Below are 25,813 nucleotides of genomic sequence, written 5' to 3'. Positions count from 1 at the left end.
TCATCCTTTCTGTTCTAAGGCTTCTATAATCCGCTCTGGGGTCAGAGGGTAATCTGTCAGTTCCGTCCCCAAAGCATGATTGATGGCATTGACCACCGCCGGTCCAGGCGCTACCGCAGACATTTCCCCCACGCTCTTGACTCCGAAAGGAGAACTTTCATCATGGCTTTCCACCAGGATGATGTCCACTGGAGGCATGTCCTGCACATTGAGGGTGTGGTATTTGGACAGACTGCTGTTCTTCACATTCCCCTTGCTGTCATAGACCAGTTCTTCACTGAGGGCCATGCCTAAGATGAACTGGGCACCGCCTTGGATCTGCCCTTCCACCAGGGTGGGATTCACAGCCTGGCCGATATCATGGACGGCCAGCAGTTTTTGGACCTCCACCAGTCCGGTTTTCTTGTCCACTTTCACCTGGGCAAAGGACACCGCATAAGCAGCTGGATTGGAATGAGGTTCATAATGGATATAGACACTCAGAGGATCGAACATTTTTTTCTCCCGGAGGGTAGCAATCTCTCCATAGGTATAGGTCTTATCAGATCCTTTGACTTTGACAGTCCCGTTATCCGTATAAAGAAGATCGGGCTCGATTTTCTCCACTTCGTGCAGTGTCTGGAAAATCTTTTCTCTCAGCTGGTTCCCGGCCTGTAAGATGGCTCCACTGGAAACAAAAGTCACGCGGCTGGCTTGGGTCCCCGCTGAATCATAGGGGGTCAGGAGCGTATCTGCTTCCGTGATGGTGATCTTCTCCGGTGCCAGATCCAAGGCTTCTGCTGCCGTCAGCCGCAGAGAATCCAGGGTCCCACAGCCTTGCTCATGGACAGCGATCTTGACCAAGGCCGTCCCATCCGGATGAAGGATCATCTCCACATTGGTAAATTCCGGAAAAGCCCCGAAATACCCGTTGCCATGATCTGCACAGGCAACCCCTACGCCATAGGCATAGCGGTCATTGTTCTGTTCCCGGATATGGGCATATTTTTCTTTCCAGTGGAAAGCTTCCATCCCTTTCCGGAGACATTCCTTCACCGCTGCTTTTCCCAGATTCGGGCCTCCCACCGGATCTGCATCATAGGGTTCCACCAAGTTCTTCAGACGGAATTCACAGGGATCCATGCCGATGACCCGGGCAGCATGGTCTATATTGACTTCCGTGATGGCATGGTTCTGGGGGCCTCCATAGGCACGGCAGGCACCCCCCGGCGTCTTGTCCGTATAATAGGCACGGCCATGGAATTCCTGGGCCGGGATCCGGTACAACCGGAACAGTTTCTTGGCATAGGCATTTACGATACTGGTATTGTTGGTATCATAAGCCCCTCCGTCAAAGCAGGTATCCACCTTGCGTTCTAGGATTTTCCCGTCCTTCCGGACTGCTGTTGCGACCCGAGCCTCCGTACCGTTCCGGGTAAAGGTACCGATCATGCTTTCCCGGCGGTTCATGTAGATCTGGACAGGCCGCTGAGTCAGCCAAGCGGCGACTCCTGCAGTCAGTTCCAGCAGCGGCTGCTGTTTTCCGCCGAAGGATCCCCCCATATTGCACTTGATGACCCGGATCCGGGCATAGGACAGATGCAGGATCCGGGAAAGCTGCATCTGGGCTGCAAAGACCACTTGTCCCGGGCTGTACACAACCAGATTCCCAAAATCATCCACTTCCGCCATGGCAATATGGGGTTCGATGGCTAGATGGTGGGTCCGGGGCGTAGAGCCTCGGTCTTCCACAATGAAATCGGCCTCGGCTTCCGCGTTTGCAAGATCTCCATACCCGATGTTTTTTTCATAAGCCAGATTGGTCTTCCCTCTGACCAGGATCCGATCTTCCTGAGCCGTTTGGAGATCGGCCACCACCGGAAGATCTTGATACTGCACTTTGACTTTGCACCAGGCCTTTTCACAGGCTTCCTTCGACTCCGCCAGGATCAGGCCGATCCGATCCCCCACGAAGCGGGCCCTTTCATTCAGGATATATTCATCCCGCTGGGCCTGGATCCCGGTGAACCATTCCATAGAATTATAGGCAACATGAGGAATATCCTCATAAGTCAAAATCTTGTAAACCCCTGGGACTTTCAGGGCTTCTTCTGTATCCAGCTGGAAATCCGCATGGGCATGTTCACTGAGGATCAACTTCCCATAGAGCATGTTGAGCCGTTTGCAGTCTGCCAGGAATTTGGTCTTCCCTTCTGCCCGCTCCAGGCTGTCTTCCCGCTGGAACCGTTTCCCGATGTATTTGAACTGTTTCATGGCAGCGCCCCTATCATATCTTCCAGCAATCCCTGTACCGCTACCCGTTTGTAAAAACGGGAAGGCCGAGTGGGAATGGCTTTTTCCACTTCTTCCTTTCCCAATTCCTGCACATCCTGCAAAGCGATCTCAGCAAAAGATTTCCCTTGGAAATAATTTTCCAAAAGTCTGGCTTCCACCGGCTTTACTCCGACCGCCCCCAGATAGATACTGGCCTTCTGGATCAGCCCCTCCTCCATGCGGAAATCCATGGCACAGTTGATTTTTGCAATTGTGACCGCTTTCCGGGCCCCCACTTTGCCAAACATGCTGCTCCTTTCCTGGCGGGGGATCAGGATCCGGCTGACCGCTTCTCCCCGATCCAGGCAAGTCTTTTCCCTCCCCTTAATGAACTGGTCCATGGGGACCTTGCGGCGTTCTCCCTGGGCAGAGAAAATTTCAACCAAAGCTCCGTAAGCAAACAGCACAACACTGCAGTCAGAGGATTGGGAAGCGTTGGCAATGGCTCCTCCCAGGGTTGCTCGGTTCCGGATCTGTTCCGATCCCAGATGGTAGGCCGCCAAGTACAAGGCCCGGAGTTCTTCCTTTACAAGAGGGGAAGCACAAAGCTCTGTCATGGTCACAAGGGCTCCGATATCGATCCAGTCTTTTTCTTCCCGGATTCCCTGGAGCTCCTTCACCTTGGTCAAATCAATGAAACTGCAGTCGGTTTCTTTGCGATTCTGGAGATGGATCAAGAGATCTGTCCCTCCGGCAATCAGGTAGGTCCGTTCGTCAGCCTGGCTCAAGGCAGCCTGCAGTTCTTTTTCATCAGCAGGAGCAGTAAACATCATTCCATCTCCTTTGCTGCATCTTCGATGGCTTCGACGATTTTGATGTAGCCAGTGCAGCGGCAGATATTCCCTTCAATGGCCCGGCGGATTTCTTCCGATGAAGGATGAGGATTTTTCATGAAAAGAGCTTTGGCACTCATCAGGAAACCCGGCGTACAAAAACCGCACTGGATGGCCCCATGGGAAATGAACTTCTTTTGGAGAAGGTCCAGTTCCCCGTTTTTCTCCAGTCCTTCGATGGTCAGGATCTCTCCTCCCTGGATCTGTCCTGCCAGGACCAGACAGGAAGGTACAGCTTCCCCGTTCAGGATGACCGTACAGGCCCCGCATTCTCCCTCCGAGCATCCTTCCTTGGTTCCCGTCAGCCCCAGATCCTCTCTTAAAAAATCTATCAGACGCTTGCTCCCGTCGATTTCTTTTTCTACGGCAGCACCGTTGACGACGGCTCTGATCTTCACTTCTTTCCCTCCCCTATAACTCTATATATAACTTTTTGATTTAGTTGTTTTCATATATGGATATTTATCTGGATGATTGGTTGTAGGCAACGACAGTTCTATATGAAAACTATGACTTTATTATACTAAATCAACGTCTGCAAATCGTCAATTCCTTACAGCCTTGAAATAAATTCTCCAATCTTTTCTTCATTCTGTATACTTGATGTTCAATCAGTACACTTTTGGAGTAAGTCTTTCTGGGCTTTCCTTACAAAATTTTTTTCTGCATCCCGCTTTCGGCCCATTCCAGGATTTTCCCGCCATGGATGCAGCTTCTCAGGAATTCGATCTGGGGATAGAGATAGAAATCCTCTTCCATTCCCGGCACCTTTTCCCCGATTGCTTCCAGGACACTCCGGCTGGCACTGCTCCGCCGCAGGTTCCTATCTACAAAGGGCTGTGCTTCATAAACAGAAAGTAGTTCAATGGCCAGGATGTATTCCAGTTTTTCTGCCACAGCCAGGGACTTTTTCGCAGCGTTGTAGCCCATGGCCACATAATCTTCCTGATTCCCACAGGTGGGTGTATTGTCGATCACCGCCGGGGTACAGAGGATCCGCATCTGGTTCAGCAGTCCTGCCTGGGTATACTGGGGGATCATCAAGCCGGAATTGAGTCCTGGATCCTGGATCAGGAACCAGGGGTATCCGGAAAGACTGCCATCGATCATCCTGTTGTTCCGCCGTTCCGACATCTTGGCCAACATGGTGGCTGCGATACAGGAAGCATCCATGGATACTCCCACATAGGACGAATCTGCATTGCAGGCGGAAATCACAGCCTCGTTTCCCGGTTCCGGCCACAGGATGGGATTGTCACAGCAAGAATTCATCTCCGTTTCAAGGTTCTTCAAAGCATCTTCCAGCGTTTTCCGGGCAGCTCCATGAAGCTGAGGGATGCACCGGAGAGACAATGCATCCTGTACCCTTTTGCCCTGGGCTTCTGCAATGACCTGGGAATCAGCTAATAGATTCCGGATATTTTCCGCCACTTTGGCCTGATCCGGATGGGGACGGACCGCCATGACCCTGGGGTCGAAGGCATTCATGACCCCCTGGAGGATTTCCAGGCTCATGGCACCGATCACATCTGCCGTCCGGGCAGCCTGGAGCATGTCATACAGCCCTACGGCCGCCAGTGCCGTGGCAGAAGTCGTTCCGGACACCAGCGCCAGTCCTTCCTTGGAAGCAAGAGGAAGGGGAGACAGACCCGCCCGTTCCAGGGCTTTTTCTCCCGTCAGGAGTTCTCCCTGATAATAAGCCCGTCCCTTTCCGGTAATGACCAATGCCATATGGGCCTCCGGGCTGAGATACCCAACACTGCCGTCCCCTGGAGCCCATGGCGTCAAACCCCGATTCAGGAACTGACGGAGCTGTTCCAGGACTTCCAGACGGACTCCGCTGTACCCTTGTCCCAAGTTCTGGAGGATCATCAGCAGAGTTCCCCGGACAGCTTCTTCCGATAAGGGTTTTCCCACGGAAACCGAATGGGAAAGGATGATATTTTCCTGGAGCTGTGCCGTTTCTTCCCGGCTGATGGCCTTGGTGCACAGAGCTCCAAAACCAGTGGTGACCCCGTACATGACCTTTTCTTCCTCTACCCATTTTTCCACCAGGGAACGGGAGCGGTTGACCCGATTGCAGTAGTCTGGAGAAAACTCCACCTTTCCATGGTTCCGGACCACATCCATAAAATCATACAGATCCATATGCGGTCCCAACGCAATTGTCCGCGCCATCATCCAATCACTTTCCTTTCTGATTCCATGTAGGAAAAAGGGGCTGTTACACGTACCGATTCTCTTTCTGACGTGCAACAACCCCTTGAGGGATTACCCTTTCTTCACTTACAGTTTCACTTTACCCAGCAGTGCCTGTTCCCGGGCATCCACTTCATTTTCGATTTCGGCCATCTTTTTCTGCAGATCTTCCACGAACAGTCCATCTTTGATGCTGCCTAGGTTGATCTTTACATTCAGGAAGGCACCTCTCACAGCAGCTCTGGCATTCATGGCCGCCACCGCACCATCCGTAATGGCATTCTGGTTCCCTTTGGTGATGACTTCTTCCGCCAGGGCAAACAGTTCATTGGCCTTTTGTCCCACCTTGAAAGGAACCAAGGCCGCACCTTTGGTAGCATCCTGGATGGCTGCACTCCGGGCCTTTTTGGCTTCATCCGTATCCTTGGGCAGCTTGAAAGCAGCCATGATTTTGTTGAACGCATTGCTGTCCTCGTCGATGAGCGCCAGGAAATCATCTTTCAGGGCACCAGCTTTGGCAGCCACTTCTTTCATGTCCCCTTCAACGGCTGCATATTTTTCTTTTCCCAGGGTCAGGTTGGCCACCATGGTGATCAAGGCTGCCGAAGAAGCCGCATTGAGAGCTGCAATGCTGCCTCCCCCAGGAGCCGGTGAAGAAGAAGCGGTTTCATTGATGAAACCTTCTACAGTCAGTTTCCGCAATTCCATTGGATCCATTCCTCCCTGTCAGAACAGGCCGTAAATCTTGCCATTGTTGTCGATGTCCATTTTCAAGGCAGCCGGTTTCTTAGGCAGGCCGGGCATGACCATGATATTGCTGGTCTGGCACACGATGAATCCTGCCCCATTGGATACCCGCACATCCTGTACGTTGATCTTGAAGCCCTTGGGAGCTCCCAGGAGCGCCGGATTGTCACTGAGGGAATACTGGGTCTTGGCCACACACACCGGCAGTTTATCCAGTCCCCAATCTTCCAGCTGTTTGATCTGTTTCTTGGCATTGGGCGTGAAGGTCACCCCATCGCCGCCATAGATCTTGGTCACAATGGCCTTCAGTTTGTTGGGGATAGAATCGTTCACATCGTACAGTTCCACTTTCTGGGGTTTCTGTTCTTCCAGCATCCCTACCAGTTTGTGGGCCATATCGATGCCGCCTTCTCCGCCCTTTTCCCAGCATTCGTTCAGGCTGACTTCCACACCGTAGCTGGCGCATTTCTGGAGCAGCATGTCGATTTCCGCCGGTGTATCGGTCGCGAACTTGTTGATGGCCACCAGTACCGGCAGACCGAAGGTCCGCATGTTTTCCACCTGTTTGGCCAGGTTGGAGAACCCATCGCTGACAGCCTGGACATTTTCCTGGCCCAGATCTGTCTTAGCGACACCGCCGTGCATCTTCAGAGCCCGGATGGTGGCGACCAGCACCACGGCATCCGGATACAGATTGCCGTAATGGCATTTGATGTCCATGAATTTTTCTGCGCCCAGGTCAGCACCGAAGCCGGCTTCCGTAATCGCGATATCTCCCAGTTTCAGGGCCATCTTGGTGGCCAGCAGGGAATTGCACCCATGGGCGATATTGGCAAAGGGACCGCCGTGGATGATGGCCGGCGTATGTTCCAGCGTCTGGACCAAATTCGGTTTGATGGCATCCTTCATCAGCATGGCCATGGCTCCTTCGCAGCCCAGCTGGTGGACATGGACCGGGTTCCCATCCAAATCGCAGCCGATGACGATCCGTCCGAACCGTGCCTTCAGGTCTTCCAGATCTTTGGCCAGGCACAGGATGGCCATGATCTCCGACGCCACCGTAATGGTAAAGGCATCCTGACGGGGGAAACCGCAGACTTTGCCGCCCAGTCCTACCACCACGTTCCGCAGGGCACGGTCATTCATATCCATGACCCGGCGCCAGGTGATCTGCCGGGCATCCAGCCGCAGTTCATTGCCATGGTGGATATGGTTGTCGATCATAGCTGACAGCAGGTTGTTGGCAGCAGTGATGGCATGCATATCGCCAGTGAAATGCAGGTTGATGTCGTCCATGGGGACCACCTGGGCATAACCGCCTCCAGCAGCGCCCCCCTTAATGCCGAAAACAGGCCCCAAAGACGGTTCACGCAGGGCGACCACAGCGTTTTTCCCGATCCGGTTCAATGCCTGTGCAAGCCCGATGCTGGTGGTGGATTTTCCTTCACCGGCAGGGGTGGGCGTAATGGCGGTCACCAGGACCAGTTTCCCGTTGGGTTTCTTTTCCAGACGTTTCAATACATCCAGGGAAACCTTGGCTTTGTAATGGCCATACTGTTCCAGTTCTTCCGGCAGGATCCCCATTTTATCCGCAATCTTGCTGATGGGTTCCATGACGTTTTTTTGTGCAATTTCAATATCGCTCAGCATCGATTTTCCTCCTCTGCGGGCAGTGCTTTACTCTTCCAGTTCCAACAGCCGTTTTTCCAGGATTTCATCCATGTTGAAGTTTTCGATCTGCAGATAATATTCAGCAGCCATCAGCAGCGCCTTCATGGGAACTGTCCCAATCACTTCGCTGCCTACCACATTGACCCCATACCGGCGGGCTTCCATCTTGATCATCTCAAAAGCCTGGTAAACAGCGGATTTTTCATAGTTCACCAGGTTCATGGAAACTTGTACCTGGTTCCGTTCTTCCAATTTCACACCCATGGCCTTTACATAATGGAGGCCGCCTCCGATGTTCCGGACTTTTTTGGCAATGGCATCTGCCACAGCCTTGTCACTGCAGTCCAGGTTCACGTTGAAGGCAACCAGAGGTACCCGGGCCCCTACTGCGGAACAGCCGGATTTTTCATTCATGACAGCCGGGCCATAATCAGGTTTCCATTCTGGATCCTTGATTTTTTCGAAGAAGCCTTCATACTGTCCTTTCCGGACAGATGCCAGGTTCCGACGGGCTTCTTTGGTGCAGGCATCTTCATACAGATAGACAGGGATCCCCATATCTCCATAGGCTTTGCCCACTGCATTGGCAATGGCCACACATTCATCCATGGTGACGCCCATGACCGGGGTGAAAGGAACCACGTCCACGGCACCGAACCGGGGATGTGCACCATGGTGTGTCCGCATATCGATCAGCTGGATTGCAACCTTGGCCATATTGATGGCTGCTTCCGTAACAGCTTCAGGAGTGCCGATGATGGTCACTACAGAACGGTTGTGGTCCGCATCGCTGGAATAGTCCAGAATCTTCAGCCCTTTGATTTTGCGGGCTTCGTCAACAATCTTTTCAACCTTGTCTTTATCCCGGCCTTCACTGAAATTCGGTACAAATTCAACTAACTTCTTTGCCATAATGGCACCTCCATCAACCTGTTATAGTTTGTTAGCAGCTGAAAGGCATGTCGCTATGCCCTTAGTTGTTATTATAGTATGAATTCTTCGCCTAAAAAACGTCTGAAATCAATTTTTTCCGATATTTTTATTTTTTGACACTTTCTGGACGTTTGTTCCCTAGGATGGTTTTGAAGTTTAATCTTCTCAGGAAGAGGTGGTATTTATGAGCATACAGAAGATTTCCCGTTCGAAAGCGTCTACATCCCATTGGTCGGGCGGGACCACGACAGAATTCTATATTTATCCCCCGGACAAAAGCTATGCCAACCGGAATTTTGCCATCCGGATCAGTTCCGCGACTGTGGATCTGGCAGAATCCGATTTCACCCTGGTCCAGGGCTACCAGCGGATCATCACGCCCCTACAAGGAGGATTTACCCTGACTTTTCCGGAAGACGGCAACCGCCAGGTAACCTTGGCACCCTTGGAAGAGGCTTTCTTTGACGGAAGCTGGCATACCCATTCAGTAGGAAAAGCGGTGGATTTCAATGTGATGTATCAAAAAGGGATGTCCGCCGCTTACAAACGGCTGAAGGGCTCTCAAACCCTGCCGCCTTCCCAGGGCCAGCGTTTCCTCTATGTCCCTTTGCTGCCGGAAGAACAGCTCCAAGGCGCCGCCCTCAGGGACCTTCCCCTGGAACGGGATACCCTTTATGTTCTTTCCCCAGATGAAGGAACTGTTCCCATGCAGCTGCCGGCTGGAGCTGAAGTGATTTTTGTCGAAGTGAAGGATTGAAAAATGGGGGTGCTGCCCGCAACGTGCAGCACCCCCATTTTTTACTTCTGGTGTTCATGGATCACATCCAGGAAACTGGCAAAATCCATGGTCCTCTTTTTCAGCAGTACATCCACCCGCAGTTTCAGCAGAGGATGCTGGCTCATTTCCCTGGCTTTCAAGAGAGCCAGCCGCATCTGAGGAGACCAGTTCTTGTCCGGCCAGCTGTCCAGCACCCCCAGAGCCGTTCCTCGGCAGGAATCATAAATGGAAGTCAAGGCTTTTTCCAACAGGTCCTCTCCTTCTCCTGGGTGGTCAGTCAGTGCCTCCAGGAGGGGTTCCATCTCATGTTCCTCCTGCAGGTATTCATCGGCATGCTCCCGTGCGAACTTCATGACCCGATTGAACCTTCTCTTATCCGAGGTGTCCAGGAGGAATTCGTACAGCTCAGTCCGCTTGGGATCTTTTTTCAACAGGCTCCACAATTCCTTATGGATATCCAGATCCAGCGCATAGGCCATATGGATCACCACCAGATTGGTCCTTCCATCTTCTTCCACCAGTTTTTTCTTGATTTCCGGCAGCCAGTCAATGGAAAGCACCAGGGATTCCAGCTCACTGATCAAAATATGGCACTGATTCATGGTCAGATAGTCCCAACATTCATCATCCACCATGGTCTGGAAGCCTTCCGCCAGATTGGTCAAGGCCGCGGCAGCCATCAGATCCCTATGGTATTCTCTGGCATGCTTCAGGAATTTCTGCATGACGGAAAACAGATCGATGACCGGAAGTTTCTCAGCATCCGGAAGCTGCACCTGCTGGAAGCCCAGGAGGAAAGCCAGGTAATTCAACAGGAGCCGGCAGATTCCTCCGAACTGCGGAGGTTCCAAATGGGGCTCATCCAGCAGCGCCGGAATATTGACATTGGAAAAGATCAGTACGGAAACAGCCGGATAGGTAATGGTCAGTTCACATCCGTGGATCACCAGCCAGGCCTGATCCTCCGGCGTGGAAAAATCATAGGTCTGTATGGCGCACAGTTTGCCCCAACCGGAAGTATGCTGGAGCATATCTTGAAGATCTTCCTGTTCCAGCTGATGGCAAAGCTCCAGGGCATAGATGACAAAGCTGGTAAATTCTTCGCACCGAGCCAGGAGCAGCAGATCCCGTTTCAGCTGCCAGTTCACCACCAGATTCTGTTCATTCAGCATGTAAAGGCCACAGATCACAATGGCCAATTTGACGGTTTCCCGGCTGGAAGCTTCATAAAGCCATTCGCGGGCCAGTTCCCACAAAGGCTGGGGGATCCGTTCTTCGCTCAGGGCATCCACTAGGGATTCATAGTAAAGGATGCAGGGCGTGGAGGAAATTCCCATATAGAGCATGGTGGCATTTTCCGGAGTCGGATCTTCCGCATAGGCTTCCAGGACCTGATAGATCTGGGTACCCACCGCATCGGATGCTTCTTCCGCCTGTCCGCTGCTGGCCAAGAAAGCATCTGCGGCTCCCGGCTCCAGCAGTTCCTGATTGTCTCCTGCCACCACAGCCCGGTCTTCCAGATTTTCTTTGGTGAAGAACCCCTCCTGATCCAGATTGTTTTTGATATAATCGAATATGCTTTTTCCCTGTTTCCAGGGTTTCGTACGTGTTTCCATCTCTCTCATCCTGTTTCTGAAACTGAAAATTGATTACATAGGGAAGTCCATTATATCATAGAAAAGGGGCTGCTGCACGTGCAACAGCCCCTTTCCAGCGTCCATAGTCTTGAAGTCTGGCAGTTCCCGGCTTCAGGCTTCAGGCTCCTGATTTTTTTCTGCTTCCGTAACAGCGGTGGTCTCCACTGTCGCTGGCTCTTCCTCTTTCATGGTACCGTGGAGGATGGCCATGAATTCATCTCCCGTAATGGTTTCTTTCTTCAAAAGGTACTGGGCCAGCTCATCCATCTTTTCCCGGTGGGCTTCCAGGATTTCCCGGGCTTCCTTGTGGGCCTTCTTCACCACAGCAAAGACTGCTTCATCGATCCGGGCCGCAGTTTCCGGAGCACAGGAAAGGGAAGTATCCCCGCTTAGGTAAGCATTGTTCACCGTTTCCAGGGCTACCATGTCGAATTCATCCGTCATCCCGAACCGAGTGATCATGGCCCGAGCCAGTTTGGTGGCCTGTTCGATATCGTTGGAGGCACCGCTGGTCACCAGATTGAACACCACTTCTTCCGCAGACCGTCCTCCGGTCAGTGTCACGATTTTGTTATACAATTCTTCCCGGCTCATGAGTACCTTTTCCTGGGTATCCACCTGCATGGTGTACCCCAAAGCTCCTGAAGTCCGGGGGATGATGGTAATCTTATGGACAGGTGCCGAATCCTTCTGGCTGGCTGCCACCAGGGCATGGCCAATTTCGTGGTAGGCAATGACCTTCTTCTCTTCGGGAGAAATCACCGCACCCTTTCTCTGGGCGCCGGCAATGACCACTTCCACGCTCTCTTCCAAATCTTCCTGGATCACTTGGGACCTTCCCATCCGGACAGCACGGAGCGCTGCCTCATTGACGATGTTGGCCAGCTCTGCTCCAGAAGCACCGCTGGTTGCCAAGGCAATGGTGTGGAAATCCACCTGGGGATCCATCTTCACATCATGGGAATGGACTTTCAGGATGGCTTCCCGTCCCTGGAGATCGGGCAGTTCCACAGGGACCCGCCGGTCAAAACGGCCGGGCCGCAGCAACGCTTTATCCAGGACTTCCGGACGGTTAGTAGCAGCCAGGATAATGACCCCTTTGCTGCCGTCGAACCCATCCATCTCAGACAGCAGCTGGTTCAGGGTCTGTTCCCGCTCATCATTGCTGCCAAAGGAACCGCTGTCCCGTTTTTTCCCGATGGCATCGATTTCATCGATAAAGACAATACAGGGTGCCTTTTCCTGGGCCTGTTTGAACAAGTCACGGACACGAGCCGCGCCCATGCCTACGAACATCTCAATGAACTCAGAACCGGAAATGGAAAAGAAAGGAACCTTGGCTTCCCCGGCTACAGCCTTGGCTAACAGGGTTTTCCCAGTGCCGGGAGGACCCACCAGCAGGACACCCTTGGGCATGACGGCCCCGATGGCCTTGTACTTTGCCGGATTATGGAGATAATTGACGATTTCCTGAAGGGCTTCCTTGGCTTCATCCTGGCCGGCTACATCCTTGAAGGTTTTTCCCGTCTGGGCGGCAATGTAAACCTTGGCATTGCTCTTCCCGAAGCTCATCATGTTGCCTCCGCCCATTTTAGGTCCCAGATAGCGCATGATCAGCTGTCCGATGACCATAAAGAGCAGGAAGGGCAGGATCCAATTGTTGAAGAAGCTCATAATGGGAGATTCCTGCTTAGGGATCACCTGGGAAAATTCGACTTTTGCTTTGACCAGACGGCTGACCAATTCCGGATCATCCACCCTGCCCGTAACATAGATTTGTTCTTTTCCATCCTGATTGCAAAGGAGAGCAATCCGGTCCTTGGTGATTTCCACCTTGGAAGCTTTGCCTTCATCCACCATGTTCAGAAAGTTGGTGTAACTGACTTCGTGGACTTTGGGCTGGAAAAACATAGGGCTGATGATTGTATTGATAACCAGGATCAGCAAGATGGCCGCGATGTAATACAGGCGGACCCGTTTCGACTGCTTGTCCGGATCTTTGTTTTCCATGGTATCCATCCTTTCTACAATGAAAATGTAACTGTTTTCTTAACATTATAACACAACTATACAGAATTACATGAGTAATTTTAACACTTTCTGTTAAAAAAGAAACCCGCCAGCCGCGGAGTTTCTCCTTTGGTCATTAAGCCTTGACCCACACAAAAACGCCTGCATCTCACGATGCAGGCGTCTTCTCTTAACCGGCAGCTCCCTATCCTCCCGGACCGTTTCCAGTCGAGTACTTTCGGCGTATAAGGGCTTAACTGCTGTGTTCGGCATGGGAACAGGTGGATCCCCTTAGCTATCGCCACCGGATTATGTAACTGAAGGCATGAGCCCTCAAAACTTCATGAAGAGACGTTCTTTCATCTAACGGCCCGATTTAAGTCAAGCCCTCGACATATTAGTACAGGTCAGCTTAACATATTGCTACGCTTCCACACCCTGCCTATCAACCTGGTAATCTTCCAGGTGTCTTACCAGCTTACGCTGTGAGAGATCTCATCTTAAGGATGGTTTCACGCTTAGATGCTTTCAGCGTTTATCCGTTCCGGACGTAGCTACCCAACTATACCCTTGGCAGGATAATTGGTACACCAGCGGTCCGTCCACTCCGGTCCTCTCGTACTAGGAGCAGCCCCCTTCAAATCTCTTGCGCCCGCGATGGATAGGGACCGAACTGTCTCACGACGTTCTGAACCCAGCTCACGTACCACTTTAATGGGCGAACAGCCCAGCCCTTGGGACCGACTTCAGCCCCAGGATGTGATGAGCCGACATCGAGGTGCCAAACCTCCCCGTCGATATGGACTCTTGGGAGAGATTAGCCTGTTATCCCCAGGGTAGCTTTTATCCGTTGAGCGATGGCCCTTCCACTTGGATGCCACCGGATCACTAAGCCCTACTTTCGTACCTGCTCGCCGTGTTTGGCTCGCAGTCAAGCTCCCTTCTGCCTTTACACTCCGCGCGCGGTTTCCGTCCGCGCTGAGGGAACCTTTGGGCGCCTCCGTTACTCTTTAGGAGGCGACCGCCCCAGTCAAACTGCCCGCCTAACACTGTCCCGGCGATCGTTGCTCGCTCGGTTAGAATCCCGATAATTGAAGGGTGGTATCCCAACGTCGGCTCCGGCAATCCCAGAGGACTGCCTTCCGTGCCTCCCACCTATCCTGTGCATCAAGTATCAGAACCCAATATTAGGTTACAGTAAAGCTCCATGGGGTCTTTCTGTCCAGTCGCGGGTAACCTGCATCTTCACAGGTATTTCAATTTCACCGGGTCCCTCGTTGAGACAGTGCCCAAATCGTTACACCTTTCGTGCGGGTCGGAACTTACCCGACAAGGAATTTCGCTACCTTAGGACCGTTATAGTTACGGCCGCCGTTCACTGGGGCTTCAGTCGAATGCTTTGGGTCGAACCCGGACATCCTTCTTTAACCTTCCAGCACTGGGCAGGTGTCAGCACCTATACTTCAGATTTCTCTTTCGCAGGCACCTGTGTTTCTGGTTAACAGTCGCTTGGGCCTCTTCTCTGCGACCACACCGGGCTCCAGGAGCGAGTCCCTTCACCTTTGTGGCTACCCTTATCCCGAAGTTACGGGTACATTTTGCCGAGTTCCTTAACGAGGGTTCTCCCGCGCACCTTAGGATTCTCTCCCCGCATACCTGTGTCGGTTTACGGTACGGGCGGCAGCTTTCTCACTAGAAGCTTTTCTCGGCAGCGTAGGCTCAATCCCTTCGGGAACAAGTTCCCTCCGCATCACGCCTCAGCCTCAGTTACCGGATTTGCCTGGTAACCAGCCTACACGCTTGCACACGAANGTCACTAAGGAGTGTTTAGCCTTGGAGGGTGGTCCCCCCGACTTCCCGCAAAATTCCTCGTGCTTCGCGGTACTCTGGATACTGGCCACTCATCCGATCTTTAATCTACCCGGCTCTCACGGTCTGTGGCTCACCTTTCCAGGTGATTCGACTAGATTGGACTTCGCTTATGCCAGTCCGTAACCCCAGGGAGCCGAAGCTCTCTGGTTTAGGCTCTGCCCTCTTCGCTCGCCGCTACTGTGGGCATCTCGTTTGATTTCTCTTCCTCCGGCTACTTAGATGTTTCAGTTCACCGGGTTCCCCTCCCGAAGGATGCCATCCCATGACGGATGGCGGGTTTCCCCATTCGGACATCCACGGATCGAAGCCTGCTTGCGGCTCCCCGTGGCTTTTCGCAGCTTACCACGTCCTTCATCGGCTCTTAGTGCCAAGGCATTCACCGTATGCCCTTAGTAGCTTGACTTAAAATTGCTTCGATAAATTGTCTGCTCCTTTGTCGCTCGTCGTTCGCCATCCTCGACATACTAGAGTATTGTCTCCGGTGGCTCTCTTCCTCGCTTCGCGGATCAGAGCAATTTCTCTTCGCAATTTTTCTGGTTCAGTACTAAGGAACTTACGTTCCCTGGTATTTCTCGTTACTCGTTTCTAAATTCGCATTTAGATCAGAGGTGCTTAGACATTCATCACAATGTCTAAGACTTTGTTTGTCTCTTCTATGAAGTTTTCAAGGTTCATGTGGTGGAGACGAGGAGAATCGAACTCCTGACCCCCTGCTTGCAAGGCAGGTGCTCTCCCAGCTGAGCTACGCCCCCGCTATATTTCGACTGTCGCATGACGGCAGACCGAAAACCATATCATACAATCCATTTCAATTTCAAGAAATTGGTGGGCCTAAGAGGACTCGGACCTCTGACCTCACGCTTATCAGGCGTGCGCTCTAACCAGCTGAGCTATAGGCCCATGGATCGTTTGAGGGTGAAGCCCTCAAAACCGAATATTGTTCTTGACAGATGTGCGTCGACGAAGAATAGAAGCAAGCCCTCAGGCTCCTTCGGTTCTCCCTAGAAAGGAGGTGATCCAGCCGCTCGTTCTCGAACGGCTACCTTGTTACGACTTCACCCCAATCATCGGCCCCACCTTAGACAGCTGACTCCTAAAAGGTTATCTCACCGGCTTCGGGTGTTACCAACTTTCGTGGTGTGACGGGCGGTGTGTACAAGGCCCGGGAACGTATTCACCGCAGTATGCTGACCTGCGATTACTAGCGATTCCAACTTCACGCAGGCGGGTTGCAGCCTGCGATCCGAACTGGGGTCGGGTTTCTGGGATTGGCTCCGCCTCGCGGCTTCGCTGCCCTTTGTTGCCGACCATTGTAGTACGTGTGTAGCCCAAGACATAAGGGGCATGATGACTTGACGTCATCCCCGCCTTCCTCCAGGTTATCCCTGGCAGTCTCCTATGAGTCCCCACCGCTGCGTGCTGGTAACATAGGATAAGGGTTGCGCTCGTTGCGGGACTTAACCCAACATCTCACGACACGAGCTGACGACAGCCATGCACCACCTGTTTTCGTGTCTCCGAAGAGAGGGGCCTATCTCTAAGCCTTTCACTCAATGTCAAGCCTTGGTAAGGTTCTTCGCGTTGCGTCGAATTAAACCACATACTCCACCGCTTGTGCGGGCCCCCGTCAATTCCTTTGAGTTTCAATCTTGCGATCGTAGTCCCCAGGCGGGGTACTTATTGCGTTAACTCCGGCACAGAAGGGGTCGATACCTCCTACACCTAGTACCCATCGTTTACGGCCAGGACTACCGGGGTATCTAATCCCGTTTGCTACCCTGGCTTTCGCATCTCAGCGTCAGACACAGTCCAGAAAGGCGCCTTCGCCACTGGTGTTCCTCCCAATATCTACGCATTTCACCGCTACACTGGGAATTCCCCTTTCCTCTCCTGCACTCAAGACTTCCAGTATCCAACGCCATACGGGGTTAAGCCCCGCATTTTCACGTCGGACTTAAAAGCCCGCCTACATGCTCTTTACGCCCAATAATTCCGGACAACGCTTGCCACCTACGTATTACCGCGGCTGCTGGCACGTAGTTAGCCGTGGCTTTCTCGTCAGGTACCGTCACTGCCGAAATGTATTGTAGATCGGCACGTTCGTCCCTGACAACAGAGTTTTACAACCCGAAGGCCTTCATCACTCACGCGGCGTTGCTCCGTCAGACTTTCGTCCATTGCGGAAGATTCCCCACTGCTGCCTCCCGTAGGAGTTTGGGCCGTGTCTCAGTCCCAATGTGGCCGTTCATCCTCTCAGACCGGCTACTGATCATCGCCTAGGTGGGCCGTTACCCCACCTACTAGCTAATCAGACGCAGGCCCATCTTCTGGCGATAGCTTACAAGTAGAGGCCATCTTTCATCCCCTCTCCATGCGGAGAGGGGATCACATTCGGTATTAGCATCCCTTTCGGAATGTTGTCCCCAACCAGAGGGCAGGTTGCCTACGCGTTACTCACCCGTTCGCCACTAAGAACATTCCGAAGAAAGTTCTCCGTTCGACTTGCATGTGTTAAGCACGCCGCCAGCGTTCGTCCTGAGCCAGGATCAAGCTCTCCAAAATAGATATTTTGAAGAGCCGCTTGGCTCTTGAAAAACTAGCTTTGATTTTTTAACCTGGTTGTCATCCAGGTGACTCGATCTCATCACCGTAAAGGTGACTTGACCCGCACATCTGTCAACAATATTCAGTTCTCAGGGTTCCAACCTTGCTGTTTTGTAACAGCTTATTTATATTAACAAATCATTTGGAATTTGTCAACAACTTTTTCTTTTGCCGGTGAATTCCTCTGACTTGTCTGCTTCCTCAAAGAGAAAACTTGTATATAATATCAAACCTTCTCTTTGCTGTCAACAGTTTTTTTCAGCCAGGCGGCCAATTTCGCATGAGGTCCGGCCAATGGTACCTTTTCCCATTCTGCCGGAGTGAAATAGGCCCATTCTCCTTCGGGGCAGCTGATTTTTTCCAGTAAATAGGCCTTCATATGCCAGATCTGATGGGTAAAGACATGTTTATGCTGCCATACAGCCGGTCCCGCAGCTGTTTCCAATTGTGTTTCCAAATCCTGCCGGGCTTTTTCTTCATCATGGTCCAGGGCCATGGGGAATTCCCACATGGAAGCCAGCATCCCCTTTGAAGGGCGCTTGTGCAGAAGATATCTCCCTTCCGTGCAAAAGATCCCGCAGGCAGCAGCAAATTCTTTCTGGATAGGTTTGGCCTTTTTGACAGGCAGGGAATCTGTTCTATTTTGCTGCCATGCTGTACAGGATTCCTGCACCGGGCACTGTCCGCAGCGGGGATGTTTGGGAATGCAGATCTCGGCCCCCAGGTCCATCATGGCTTCATTGAAATCCCCGGGCCGCCCTTCCGGCAAAGCCTTTTCTGCCAGCTCTGTGATGGTTTTCTTCCCAGCCGTTCCAGAAATATCTTCGTCCACTCCGTACAGTCTTGCCAGGACCCGCAGGAGATTTCCATCCACAGCCGGTACAGGCTGTCCAAAAGCCATGGAAAGGATGGCCCCTACCGTATAGGGGCCGATTCCCGGCAGGGCTGCCAGAGCCTTTTTTTCTGCAGGCATCTGGCCAGCCCATTCCACCATGATCTGACGGGCTGCCTTATGGAGGTTCCTTGCCCTGCTGTAATATCCAAGTCCCTGCCAGGCCCGGAGCACTTGTTCTTCCGAAGCCTGTGCCAGGTCTTTGATGGTAGGGAACTGCTCCATCCAGCGGCGGAAATATTCCCGGACAGTCTCCGTGCGGGTCTGCTGGAGCATGATTTCCGATATCCACACATGATAAGGGTTCCGAGGATGGCTTTCCCGCCAAGGCAGTTCCCTCCGATTTTCATCGAACCATGCCAACAGCTTGGCCGGCCAATTATTTTTTTCCATCCAGATGGACCTCCTGAAACATCGATCGGAGAACATGGTCTCCGTCCCTATCAAAAAGGATCGTCCCCCGCAGCTGTTTCCCCTTCAGCAGCTTTGGCAGCCAGATCCGGTCCGCCTCCCACATTTCCTGATAGGGCAACTCCTCCAGGGCGAACCAGCAGGGTTCCATTTCTTCTGATAAGGTGGGGACTCCTTCCCATTTCCGGGCAAAATATACCATGCCCCCATGGGACCAATTTCCATCAGAGGGCTGGTCAAAATAAAGATCAGCCACCAGATCCAGATCTTCCGGGCGCACTCGGATCCCACTTTCTTCCTGCAGTTCCCGTACAGCGCACTGCCGCATGGTTTCTCCCGGTTCGATTTTTCCCCCGAACCCATTCCACTTCCCCACACCCATGCCCCGGCGCTTCCGTCCCAGGAGGATCCGGTTCCCTCCATCCAACAGATAGACCAGTGATGTATCTCTCATACGACCTTTTCTCACACCTCTTCCTTTTGCTTTTTCAAGATGGCTTCCACCAGAGATTTCAGGAAACGGAATCGTGGTTCCAGGCTGCTGATGACCCCATATTCAGTGACCGCATGGCCATTGCCGCCTACAGGGCCCAAGCCATCCAAAGTAGGGACCCCCAGGGCAGAAGTGAAATTCCCGTCACTGCCTCCGCCGGCTGCCTGCCAGTGGAACTGCACGCCTTCTGCTTTTCCAATGTTTTCTGCCATCCTGCAGAATTCTAGGGTCTTGGGAGTAGGGACCATGGGCGGCCTTGCAATTTTTCCTTCCACCTGCACCTTCACTCGGGAATCAAAAGTCTGTGCTTCCATTGCCCGGATGGTCCGGTCGATCCGTTCCCCCTCTGCAATCTGAGTGATCCGTACATCGATGACGCAGCGGCACTGGGCGGCTACCACATTGGGAGCCGTTCCGCTCTGGACCAACCCGATATTTACGGTTGTCCCGGCTTCTGGATTTCCCAGCCCGATGATTTTTTCTCCCCAGCGGATGAATTCATTGATGGCGCTGGCTCCTTTGTCCGGATTCACCCCTGCATGGGAAGCGATTCCGGTAAAAGTCAAGGTATACTTGCAGATTCCTTTCCGCTGGTTCACCAGATCTCCATTGGGCCGGGCGCTTTCCATGATCAGGGCATGATCCGCCTTCTTGGCTTCCCGTTCGATGACCGGACGGGAATAACGGGATCCGATTTCTTCATCAGGATTGAACAACAGACAAACGCTGCCCTGCACCTTTTCAGAGCTGAGTGCTTCTGCCAGATAGATCATGAACAGATCCCCGCATTTCATATCCGCTGAACCAGGTCCTTTATAATGGTCCCCCTCCAGGGAAAAAGGCCGTTCTTGCACAGTTCCCACTGGAAAGACCGTGTCCATATGGCCCAGGAGGATCACATCATAATGATCCGGGTTCCCCCAGACTGCTTTCAAGCAGGGTCCCACAGACTCCCCCACAGGGATCAGTTCCGTCCTCCAGCCTGCCTGATCCAGCCGCTTCCGGAGCCATTCTGCCACTCGGGCAGTCCCTTCCGGAAAGGTACTGAAGGATTCCATATTGACCAAGGTCTCTAGGTCTTCCAAATAATTTTTCACTGCAAAAGCCATGTCGATTCCTCCTTTTGCCGGCCAAAAGGCCAGTGTGCTGGGTTTCTTTTATTATACAGGAAAAATGTGAATTTTTCTTTCTCATATGGTATACTGTATCTGCAATGAGTATTCTCAGCGATGTAAATCCAATTGCTGGAGATGCTCTTTTTTTGTTATCCAAATTCAGAGGAGTGATCTTTTTGCCTGCAACCAAAAAAGAAGAAATCATTTTCACCTGTATGATGGCCTTTGGGATGGTCCTGGGCATGTCCTCGTACAACGCCCTGTGGAATCTGGGCTGGCAGGGCCCCTGGTTCCAAGCAGCCCTTCACAATATGCTCCGGGAGTACTGGGTGGCTCTGCCCGTGGCCTATTTCATCGGCAGTCCCTTGGCTTTCCGGCTGGCCCGGAGATACTGGCACCAGAAAAAGACGTTTCCCATCGGCATGGGGATCGCTACGCCCTTGTTGATGGTTCCCATGATGACTACGCTGATCCATTTCCTGTTCCTCCACACCACATCTCCCCAGATCCTTTTCCCGGCCTATCTCCGCAATTATTTGTTTGCCTGGCCGCTCCAGCTGCTCCTGGTAGGGCCTCTGGTCCGTTTCCTTTTCCGCCGGCTGATAGCTGCCGGAAAGTAAGTGAAAGAAGGCTGTGAAAGTGACCGACGTTTCCTGTCGGCCATTCTTTCACAGCCTTCTTTATGATTTCATTGCGTGATTTTCTCGACCGCCCACATCAGCCCAGCTGCAAGCAAAAGAAAGAGCAGCAGGGCCCGTGATCGGTCTTTGATATCGAACCGGGTCTTGGGACGATGGAGGAATTCCACAAATCCTCTCCATTTCTGCCGGAGAGTGGGCTTTGGATCCTCATTCATACCGCAGGGCATCGATGGGGTCCAGGAGAGCCGCTTTCTTGGCCGGATACAGCCCAAAGAAAAGCCCGATCCCCACAGAGAATACGACGGAGATGATAGTGGCCAGGATGGAGACCACAATGGGCCAGCCGATGATTTTCGCGGCGATGACGGAAATCACAGTCCCTAGGATCATGCCAGTGGTCCCTCCCGTGACCCCGATCACCATGGATTCCACCAAGAACTGGAGCAGGATGTCATGATAGGTGGCCCCCAAAGCTTTCCGGATTCCGATTTCCCTTGTGCGTTCCGTCACCGAGACCAGCATGATATTCATGATCCCGATGCCGCCTACCAGGAGACTGATGCCAGCCACAATGGCCAGGAGAAGGGTGATGGATCCAGTAGTTTCCTGGGCCGTCTTGATGATTTCCGTCAGATCCCGGACAGAAAAGTCATCGTCATCCCCGGTCTTGATCTTATGCCGGGTCCGCAGCAGGGTTACCACATCGGACTGGACCTGGGATACGGTATTTTCGCTTTCACACTGGATGGTGATGTTCCGGATATAGGTAAGTCCCATGAGCCGCTGCATGGCGGTGGTCAGAGGAATGAACACGATGTCATCCTGGTCCTGTCCCATGGCAGACTGCCCCTTGGTAGCCAGGACCCCGATGACCGTAAAGGGAGCCTTATTGATCCGCATGATCTGGCCCACCGCATTGCCGTCCGGGAACAGGGTGTCCGCTACGGTCTTTCCGATGACACACACCCGTTCCCGGCTGTTCATATCCCGCTGGGAATACATCCGGCCCTGTTCGATGGAATAATTCCGGATGGACAGGATGTTGGGGGTAACGCCCTGGACCTGGGAAGTCCAGTTCTGGTTCCCGGCCACCAGCTGATAGCTGTTCTGGACCCCTGGCGCCACATATTTGATACCGTCCACGTTCTTTTCGATGGCTTTGGCGTCTTCATAGGTCAGTTTGGCCCCGCTGCCGCTGGCGATCCGCTGACCATTGGCCGTACGGCCGCCGCTCATGACAATCAGCAGGTTGCTGCCCATACTGGTAATGTTCTCTTTGACTTTTTCCTGCATGCCCAGGCCCAAGGACACCATGGCAATCACGGCGCCAACCCCGATGATGATGCCCAGCATGGTCAGGAAGGTCCGGATTTTGTTGGCCAGCATGCCTTCAAAGGCCATCTTCACACATTCTCTAAACAACGACCTGGCCTCCTCCCTCTTTCTCTTCTGTCAGCCGACCATCCCGCATCACCAGGATGCGCTGCGTCATGGCCGCCAGTTCCGGTTCGTGGGTGACCATGATCACCGTTTTCCCTTCCTGGTTCAATTTCTCGAAGATATCGATGATTTCCAAGGTGGACTTAGTGTCCAGGTTCCCGGTGGGTTCATCGGCCATGATGATGGCCGGATTGTTGATAAGGGCTCGGGCGATGGCCACCCGCTGCCGCTGGCCCCCGGACATTTCATTGGGTTTGTGGTACATCCGGCTTCCCAGACCCACATCGGTCAGAGCCTTTTCCGCCCGTTTCGTCCGCTCTTCCAGATTCACCCCGGCGTAGATCAGAGGCAGGGCCACATTCTCCACGGCGGTCAGCCGGCTCAGCAGGTTGAAGCTCTGGAACACGAAGCCGATCCGCTGGTTCCGGGTCCGGGCCAGTTCATCGTCTGTATAGTTGGCGATGTTCTTCCCTTCCAGGTAATATTCTCCGGAAGTAGGCCGGTCCAAGCAGCCTAGGATGTTCATCATGGTGGATTTCCCGCTGCCGGAAGGCCCTACGATGGAGGTGAACTTCCCCTTTTCAAAATTCACCGTCACATGGTCCAGGGCATAGACGATGGTATCCCCCATCTGGTAGCTTTTTACAATGTCTTTCAGTTCAATGACGTTCATGGCTCGGTCCTCCCGTCTCTTAGATCGGAGGCCCCATCCGTCTGTTGTTGGTACTGCCGGTGGCTTTTGTGGTCTTCACCACCAGTTCGTCGCCCGGCTGGAGATCCCCTTCCACAGCCACTCGGTCTTCTCCGGTCAGCAGGGTCTTCACCGTTACCTTCCGGGTGGTGTTGGTGTCTTTGTCATAGACCAGCACATACTTTTCTCCGTTTTCCGTATGGATGCATTTGTTGGATACGGTCAGGGCGTCTTGGATTTCATCCACGATCACATTGGCCCGGGCAGTCATGGTAGGCAGCAGCTTCCCCTCGGAATTCTCCACATCCACATAGCAGGTATAGTAGTTCACATTGTTGGTGGTAGTCGCGCTGCGGCCGATCAGGCTGATGGTCCCCTTGAAGGTTTCGTTGGGATAGGCGTCCACAGTGAATTCTACCGTCTGTCCCTGTTTGATCTGGCCGATATCCGATTCATCCACCATCAGATAGATCTGCATCTTGTCCAGGTTGGCTACGCTCATCAATACCTGGGGCGTAGAAATACCGGAAGATACCGTCTGGCCTACAGGAGTGGGTTTGCCGATCACATACCCGTCGATAGGGGAACTGATCACTGTATCTCCTACGTTGGAAGTGGCTTGTTCGTATTCTGCCTTGGCCACCAGATATTCCGCCTCGGCAGTATCGAACACGCTCTGGGCAATGGCCCCCTGGCTCAACAAAGCCTGGTCTCTCTGGTAGGTGGCCTGTTTGTCCACCATGGTGGCCCGCTTCATTTCCTGAGTGGCTTTTAAAGACGTGTCATCCAGTTTCACCAGGGCTTGGCCGGCGGTGACATGTTGGTTTTCCGTCACATAGACCTGGACGATACGCCCGGTGATCTTGGAGTTGATATCCACGTTGTCCAGGGCTTTCAGAGCCCCGGTAGCGGAAATGGTCTTCCGCAGATCCCCCCGCTGTACTGCATCGGTCCGGGTGGCCGCCACGGCTTCCTGGGTCTTTTTGACCTGGTAGTACTTGTAGCCGCCGGCTCCGCCGGCAATCAGGATTGCCAGGACAATCAGCAGCACTTTATGCTTCTGCACGATGTTCACGCTGTTTTCCCTCCATCATCTTCCTGCAGGTGCAGGAAAAAACACGGATGCACAGAGAATGGCTCTCCATACATCCGTTCCCTCATTCTCTTATAGATGAAAATATTGTAAGAAAGAAATATGAATTCCCCATGAAAAGATTTTAAACAACTCTATAATTCTTACAGTCCAGGGGCCTTCTGTCCATTCATTTCCGTACTTGGCCGCTGCCATTGACCAGGTATTTGGTGGTGGTCAGTTCCGGCAGGGCCATGGGACCTCTGGCATGGAGCTTCTGGGTACTGATGCCGATTTCTGCTCCGAACCCGAATTCAAACCCATCGGTGAACCGGGTGGAAGCATTCACATAGACCGCCGCCGCATCCACCAGCTGCTGGAATTTCCGGGCATTTTCGTAGTTGTCCGTCACGATGGCTTCTGAATGACCGGTGCTGTACCGGCGGATATGGGCCACCGCTTCTTCCAGGCTGTCCACCACTTTCACAGAAAGGCGCAGATCTCCGTACTCGGTAGCCCAGTCCTCTTCTGTAGCCGGCTGCACATCCCTGCTGTAGCTTTGGGTCCTGGCATCTCCCAGGATGGTTACATGGGCTTTTTGGTAAGCCTCCAGCATGGCCGGCAGGAAAGCATCCGCAATGTCTTTGTGGACCAGCAGGGTTTCCATGGCATTGCAGGTGGAGGGCCGATTTACCTTGGCATTCATGGCGATATCCACTGCCATGGGTACGTTGGCATAAGCATCCACATAGGTATGGCAGACGCCGGCGCCAGTTTCGATCACCGGCACAGAGGCATTGTGGACCACATTTTTGATCAGCCCGGCTCCGCCCCGAGGGATCACCACATCCACCAGGCCTTCCAGATGGATCAGTTCATCTACAGCGGCCCGCTCCGGTACATTGACAAACTGGACGGCTCCCTGGGGCAGGCCGGCTTTCTCTCCATAGGCGACCAGCACATCGCTGACGGCTTTATTGGAATGGAGAGCTTCCCGCCCCCCCTTCAGGATCACTGCGTTCCCGCTTTTCACGCACAGAGCAATGGCATCGGCGGTCACGTTGGGACGGGCTTCATAGATGATGCCGATGACCCCTAGGGGCACAGAGACCTTGGTGATGGTCAGTCCGTTGGGCAGACTGGACCCACTGAGGATCCGTCCCACTGGATCCGGCAGCCCGGCCACTTGGCGGATTCCCCGGGCCATCTGCTCCAGCCGGTCATGGGTGAGCAGCAGCCGGTCCAGGAGAGATTCCCGGAGCCCGTTCTTCCGTCCTTCTTCCATATCCACAGCATTGGCGTCCAAGATGGTCTTCTCTTCCGCCAGGAGTCCCTCTGCCATGCTTTCCAGGATTTCATTCTTTACACGGGTATTCAAGATGCCCAGATCAAGAGAAGCCTTTTTGGCAGCTTCTCCCTGGGTCCGCACCATTCCTACTTCGTACATGGTTTCCGCCCCCT

At 53.0% G+C, this 25,813-nt stretch carries 18 protein-coding genes, 2 tRNA genes, 2 rRNA genes and 1 other annotated feature; of the genes, 2 read left to right on the top strand and 20 right to left on the bottom strand.

The genetic code is table 11. The features are described 5' to 3' along the window. The 7 genes from BQ2657_RS04385 to ftcD all read right to left on the bottom strand — a co-directional run bounded on the left by BQ2657_RS04385 (window position 1) and on the right by ftcD (window position 8,675). Window positions 1-2,253 (bottom strand): xanthine dehydrogenase family protein molybdopterin-binding subunit, encoded by a 2,253-nt coding sequence (locus BQ2657_RS04385; RefSeq protein WP_075579538.1) that lies wholly within the window; start codon window positions 2,251-2,253, stop codon window positions 1-3. Next, the gene (locus BQ2657_RS04380; protein WP_198524514.1) at window positions 2,250-3,086 is read right to left on the bottom strand and encodes an FAD binding domain-containing protein; all 837 of its coding nucleotides are present in this window, start codon (window positions 3,084-3,086) and stop codon (window positions 2,250-2,252) included. Before BQ2657_RS04380 ends, BQ2657_RS04385 begins: the two co-directional genes overlap by 4 nt. Further along, entirely contained in the window at window positions 3,083-3,544 is a 462-nt protein-coding gene (locus BQ2657_RS04375) for a (2Fe-2S)-binding protein (protein WP_075579536.1), read from the bottom strand. Before BQ2657_RS04375 ends, BQ2657_RS04380 begins: the two co-directional genes overlap by 4 nt. Before the next feature lie 250 nt (window positions 3,545-3,794). Further along, a complete protein-coding gene (locus BQ2657_RS04370; protein ID WP_075580981.1) occupies window positions 3,795-5,324 on the bottom strand; it encodes an HAL/PAL/TAL family ammonia-lyase in 1,530 nt (509 codons plus the stop codon). A 108-nt stretch (window positions 5,325-5,432) separates the two neighbouring features. Beyond that, the gene (locus BQ2657_RS04365; protein WP_075579535.1) at window positions 5,433-6,053 is read right to left on the bottom strand and encodes a cyclodeaminase/cyclohydrolase family protein; all 621 of its coding nucleotides are present in this window, start codon (window positions 6,051-6,053) and stop codon (window positions 5,433-5,435) included. Between the two features lie 18 nt (window positions 6,054-6,071). Further along, window positions 6,072-7,742: a formate--tetrahydrofolate ligase gene (locus BQ2657_RS04360; RefSeq protein ID WP_075579534.1), complete on the bottom strand. Its 1,671-nt coding sequence runs from the start codon at window positions 7,740-7,742 to the stop codon at window positions 6,072-6,074. 27 nt (window positions 7,743-7,769) lie between these two features. Then, entirely contained in the window at window positions 7,770-8,675 is a 906-nt protein-coding gene (gene ftcD / locus BQ2657_RS04355) for a glutamate formimidoyltransferase (protein ID WP_075579533.1), read from the bottom strand. A 205-nt stretch (window positions 8,676-8,880) separates the two neighbouring features. On the opposite strand from ftcD, the gene BQ2657_RS04350 reads away from it, so the two are divergent. Continuing rightward, the gene (locus BQ2657_RS04350; RefSeq protein WP_075579532.1) at window positions 8,881-9,453 is read left to right on the top strand and encodes a HutD/Ves family protein; all 573 of its coding nucleotides are present in this window, start codon (window positions 8,881-8,883) and stop codon (window positions 9,451-9,453) included. Between the two features lie 41 nt (window positions 9,454-9,494). On the opposite strand, the gene BQ2657_RS04345 is transcribed toward BQ2657_RS04350, so the two are convergent. From BQ2657_RS04345 to BQ2657_RS04305, 9 genes are all read right to left on the bottom strand, one after another. After that, a complete protein-coding gene (locus tag BQ2657_RS04345) occupies window positions 9,495-11,090 on the bottom strand; it encodes a hypothetical protein (RefSeq protein WP_075579531.1) in 1,596 nt (531 codons plus the stop codon). Between the two features lie 132 nt (window positions 11,091-11,222). Next, window positions 11,223-13,121, bottom strand: coding sequence for an ATP-dependent zinc metalloprotease FtsH (gene ftsH / locus BQ2657_RS04340; RefSeq protein WP_075579530.1), 1,899 nt, complete (start codon window positions 13,119-13,121; stop codon window positions 11,223-11,225). A gap of 192 nt (window positions 13,122-13,313) precedes the next feature. Beyond that, window positions 13,314-13,430, bottom strand: a 5S ribosomal RNA gene (rrf, locus tag BQ2657_RS04335). 68 nt (window positions 13,431-13,498) lie between these two features. Further along, window positions 13,499-15,396: a sequence feature (23S ribosomal RNA rRNA prediction is too short), on the bottom strand. Window positions 15,397-15,669: 273 nt separating this feature from the next. Beyond that, window positions 15,670-15,745 (bottom strand) — tRNA-Ala (locus tag BQ2657_RS04330). A gap of 71 nt (window positions 15,746-15,816) precedes the next feature. Next, a tRNA-Ile gene (locus tag BQ2657_RS04325) sits at window positions 15,817-15,893 on the bottom strand. 105 nt (window positions 15,894-15,998) lie between these two features. Then, window positions 15,999-17,555 (bottom strand): 16S ribosomal RNA (locus BQ2657_RS04320). 268 nt (window positions 17,556-17,823) lie between these two features. After that, window positions 17,824-18,882 carry an A/G-specific adenine glycosylase gene (gene mutY, locus BQ2657_RS04315; protein WP_075579529.1) on the bottom strand — a complete coding sequence of 353 codons (1,059 nt, stop codon included), beginning with the start codon at window positions 18,880-18,882 and terminating at the stop codon, window positions 17,824-17,826. Further along, window positions 18,869-19,354, bottom strand: coding sequence for an 8-oxo-dGTP diphosphatase (locus BQ2657_RS04310; RefSeq protein WP_075579528.1), 486 nt, complete (start codon window positions 19,352-19,354; stop codon window positions 18,869-18,871). Before BQ2657_RS04310 ends, mutY begins: the two co-directional genes overlap by 14 nt. A gap of 11 nt (window positions 19,355-19,365) precedes the next feature. Beyond that, a complete protein-coding gene (locus tag BQ2657_RS04305; protein WP_075579527.1) occupies window positions 19,366-20,502 on the bottom strand; it encodes a M20 family metallopeptidase in 1,137 nt (378 codons plus the stop codon). A gap of 182 nt (window positions 20,503-20,684) precedes the next feature. Here BQ2657_RS04305 and BQ2657_RS04300 point away from each other — a divergent pair, with 182 nt between their 5' ends. Continuing rightward, window positions 20,685-21,128: a DUF2798 domain-containing protein gene (locus BQ2657_RS04300; protein WP_075579526.1), complete on the top strand. Its 444-nt coding sequence runs from the start codon at window positions 20,685-20,687 to the stop codon at window positions 21,126-21,128. Window positions 21,129-21,356: 228 nt separating this feature from the next. Here the strand turns inward: BQ2657_RS04300 and BQ2657_RS04295 are convergent, their stop codons facing one another. From BQ2657_RS04295 to BQ2657_RS04280, 4 genes are all read right to left on the bottom strand, one after another. Continuing rightward, entirely contained in the window at window positions 21,357-22,571 is a 1,215-nt protein-coding gene (locus BQ2657_RS04295; RefSeq protein ID WP_075579525.1) for an ABC transporter permease, read from the bottom strand. Then, the gene (locus BQ2657_RS04290; RefSeq protein WP_075579524.1) at window positions 22,564-23,262 is read right to left on the bottom strand and encodes an ABC transporter ATP-binding protein; all 699 of its coding nucleotides are present in this window, start codon (window positions 23,260-23,262) and stop codon (window positions 22,564-22,566) included. Before BQ2657_RS04290 ends, BQ2657_RS04295 begins: the two co-directional genes overlap by 8 nt. Window positions 23,263-23,281: 19 nt before the next feature. Next, complete coding sequence (locus tag BQ2657_RS04285; protein WP_075579523.1) at window positions 23,282-24,355, bottom strand: efflux RND transporter periplasmic adaptor subunit; 1,074 nt, start codon at window positions 24,353-24,355, stop codon at window positions 23,282-23,284. 187 nt (window positions 24,356-24,542) lie between these two features. Beyond that, the gene (locus tag BQ2657_RS04280; protein WP_075579522.1) at window positions 24,543-25,799 is read right to left on the bottom strand and encodes a glutamate-5-semialdehyde dehydrogenase; all 1,257 of its coding nucleotides are present in this window, start codon (window positions 25,797-25,799) and stop codon (window positions 24,543-24,545) included. Window positions 25,800-25,813 lie beyond the last annotated feature (14 nt).

The sequence above is a fragment of the Acidaminococcus massiliensis genome, assembly GCF_900095825.1.
GTDB lineage: Bacteria > Bacillota > Negativicutes > Acidaminococcales > Acidaminococcaceae > Acidaminococcus > Acidaminococcus massiliensis.
Note: the sequence above shows the minus strand (reverse complement) of the source record. Positions and strands in the feature narration are given on the sequence as shown.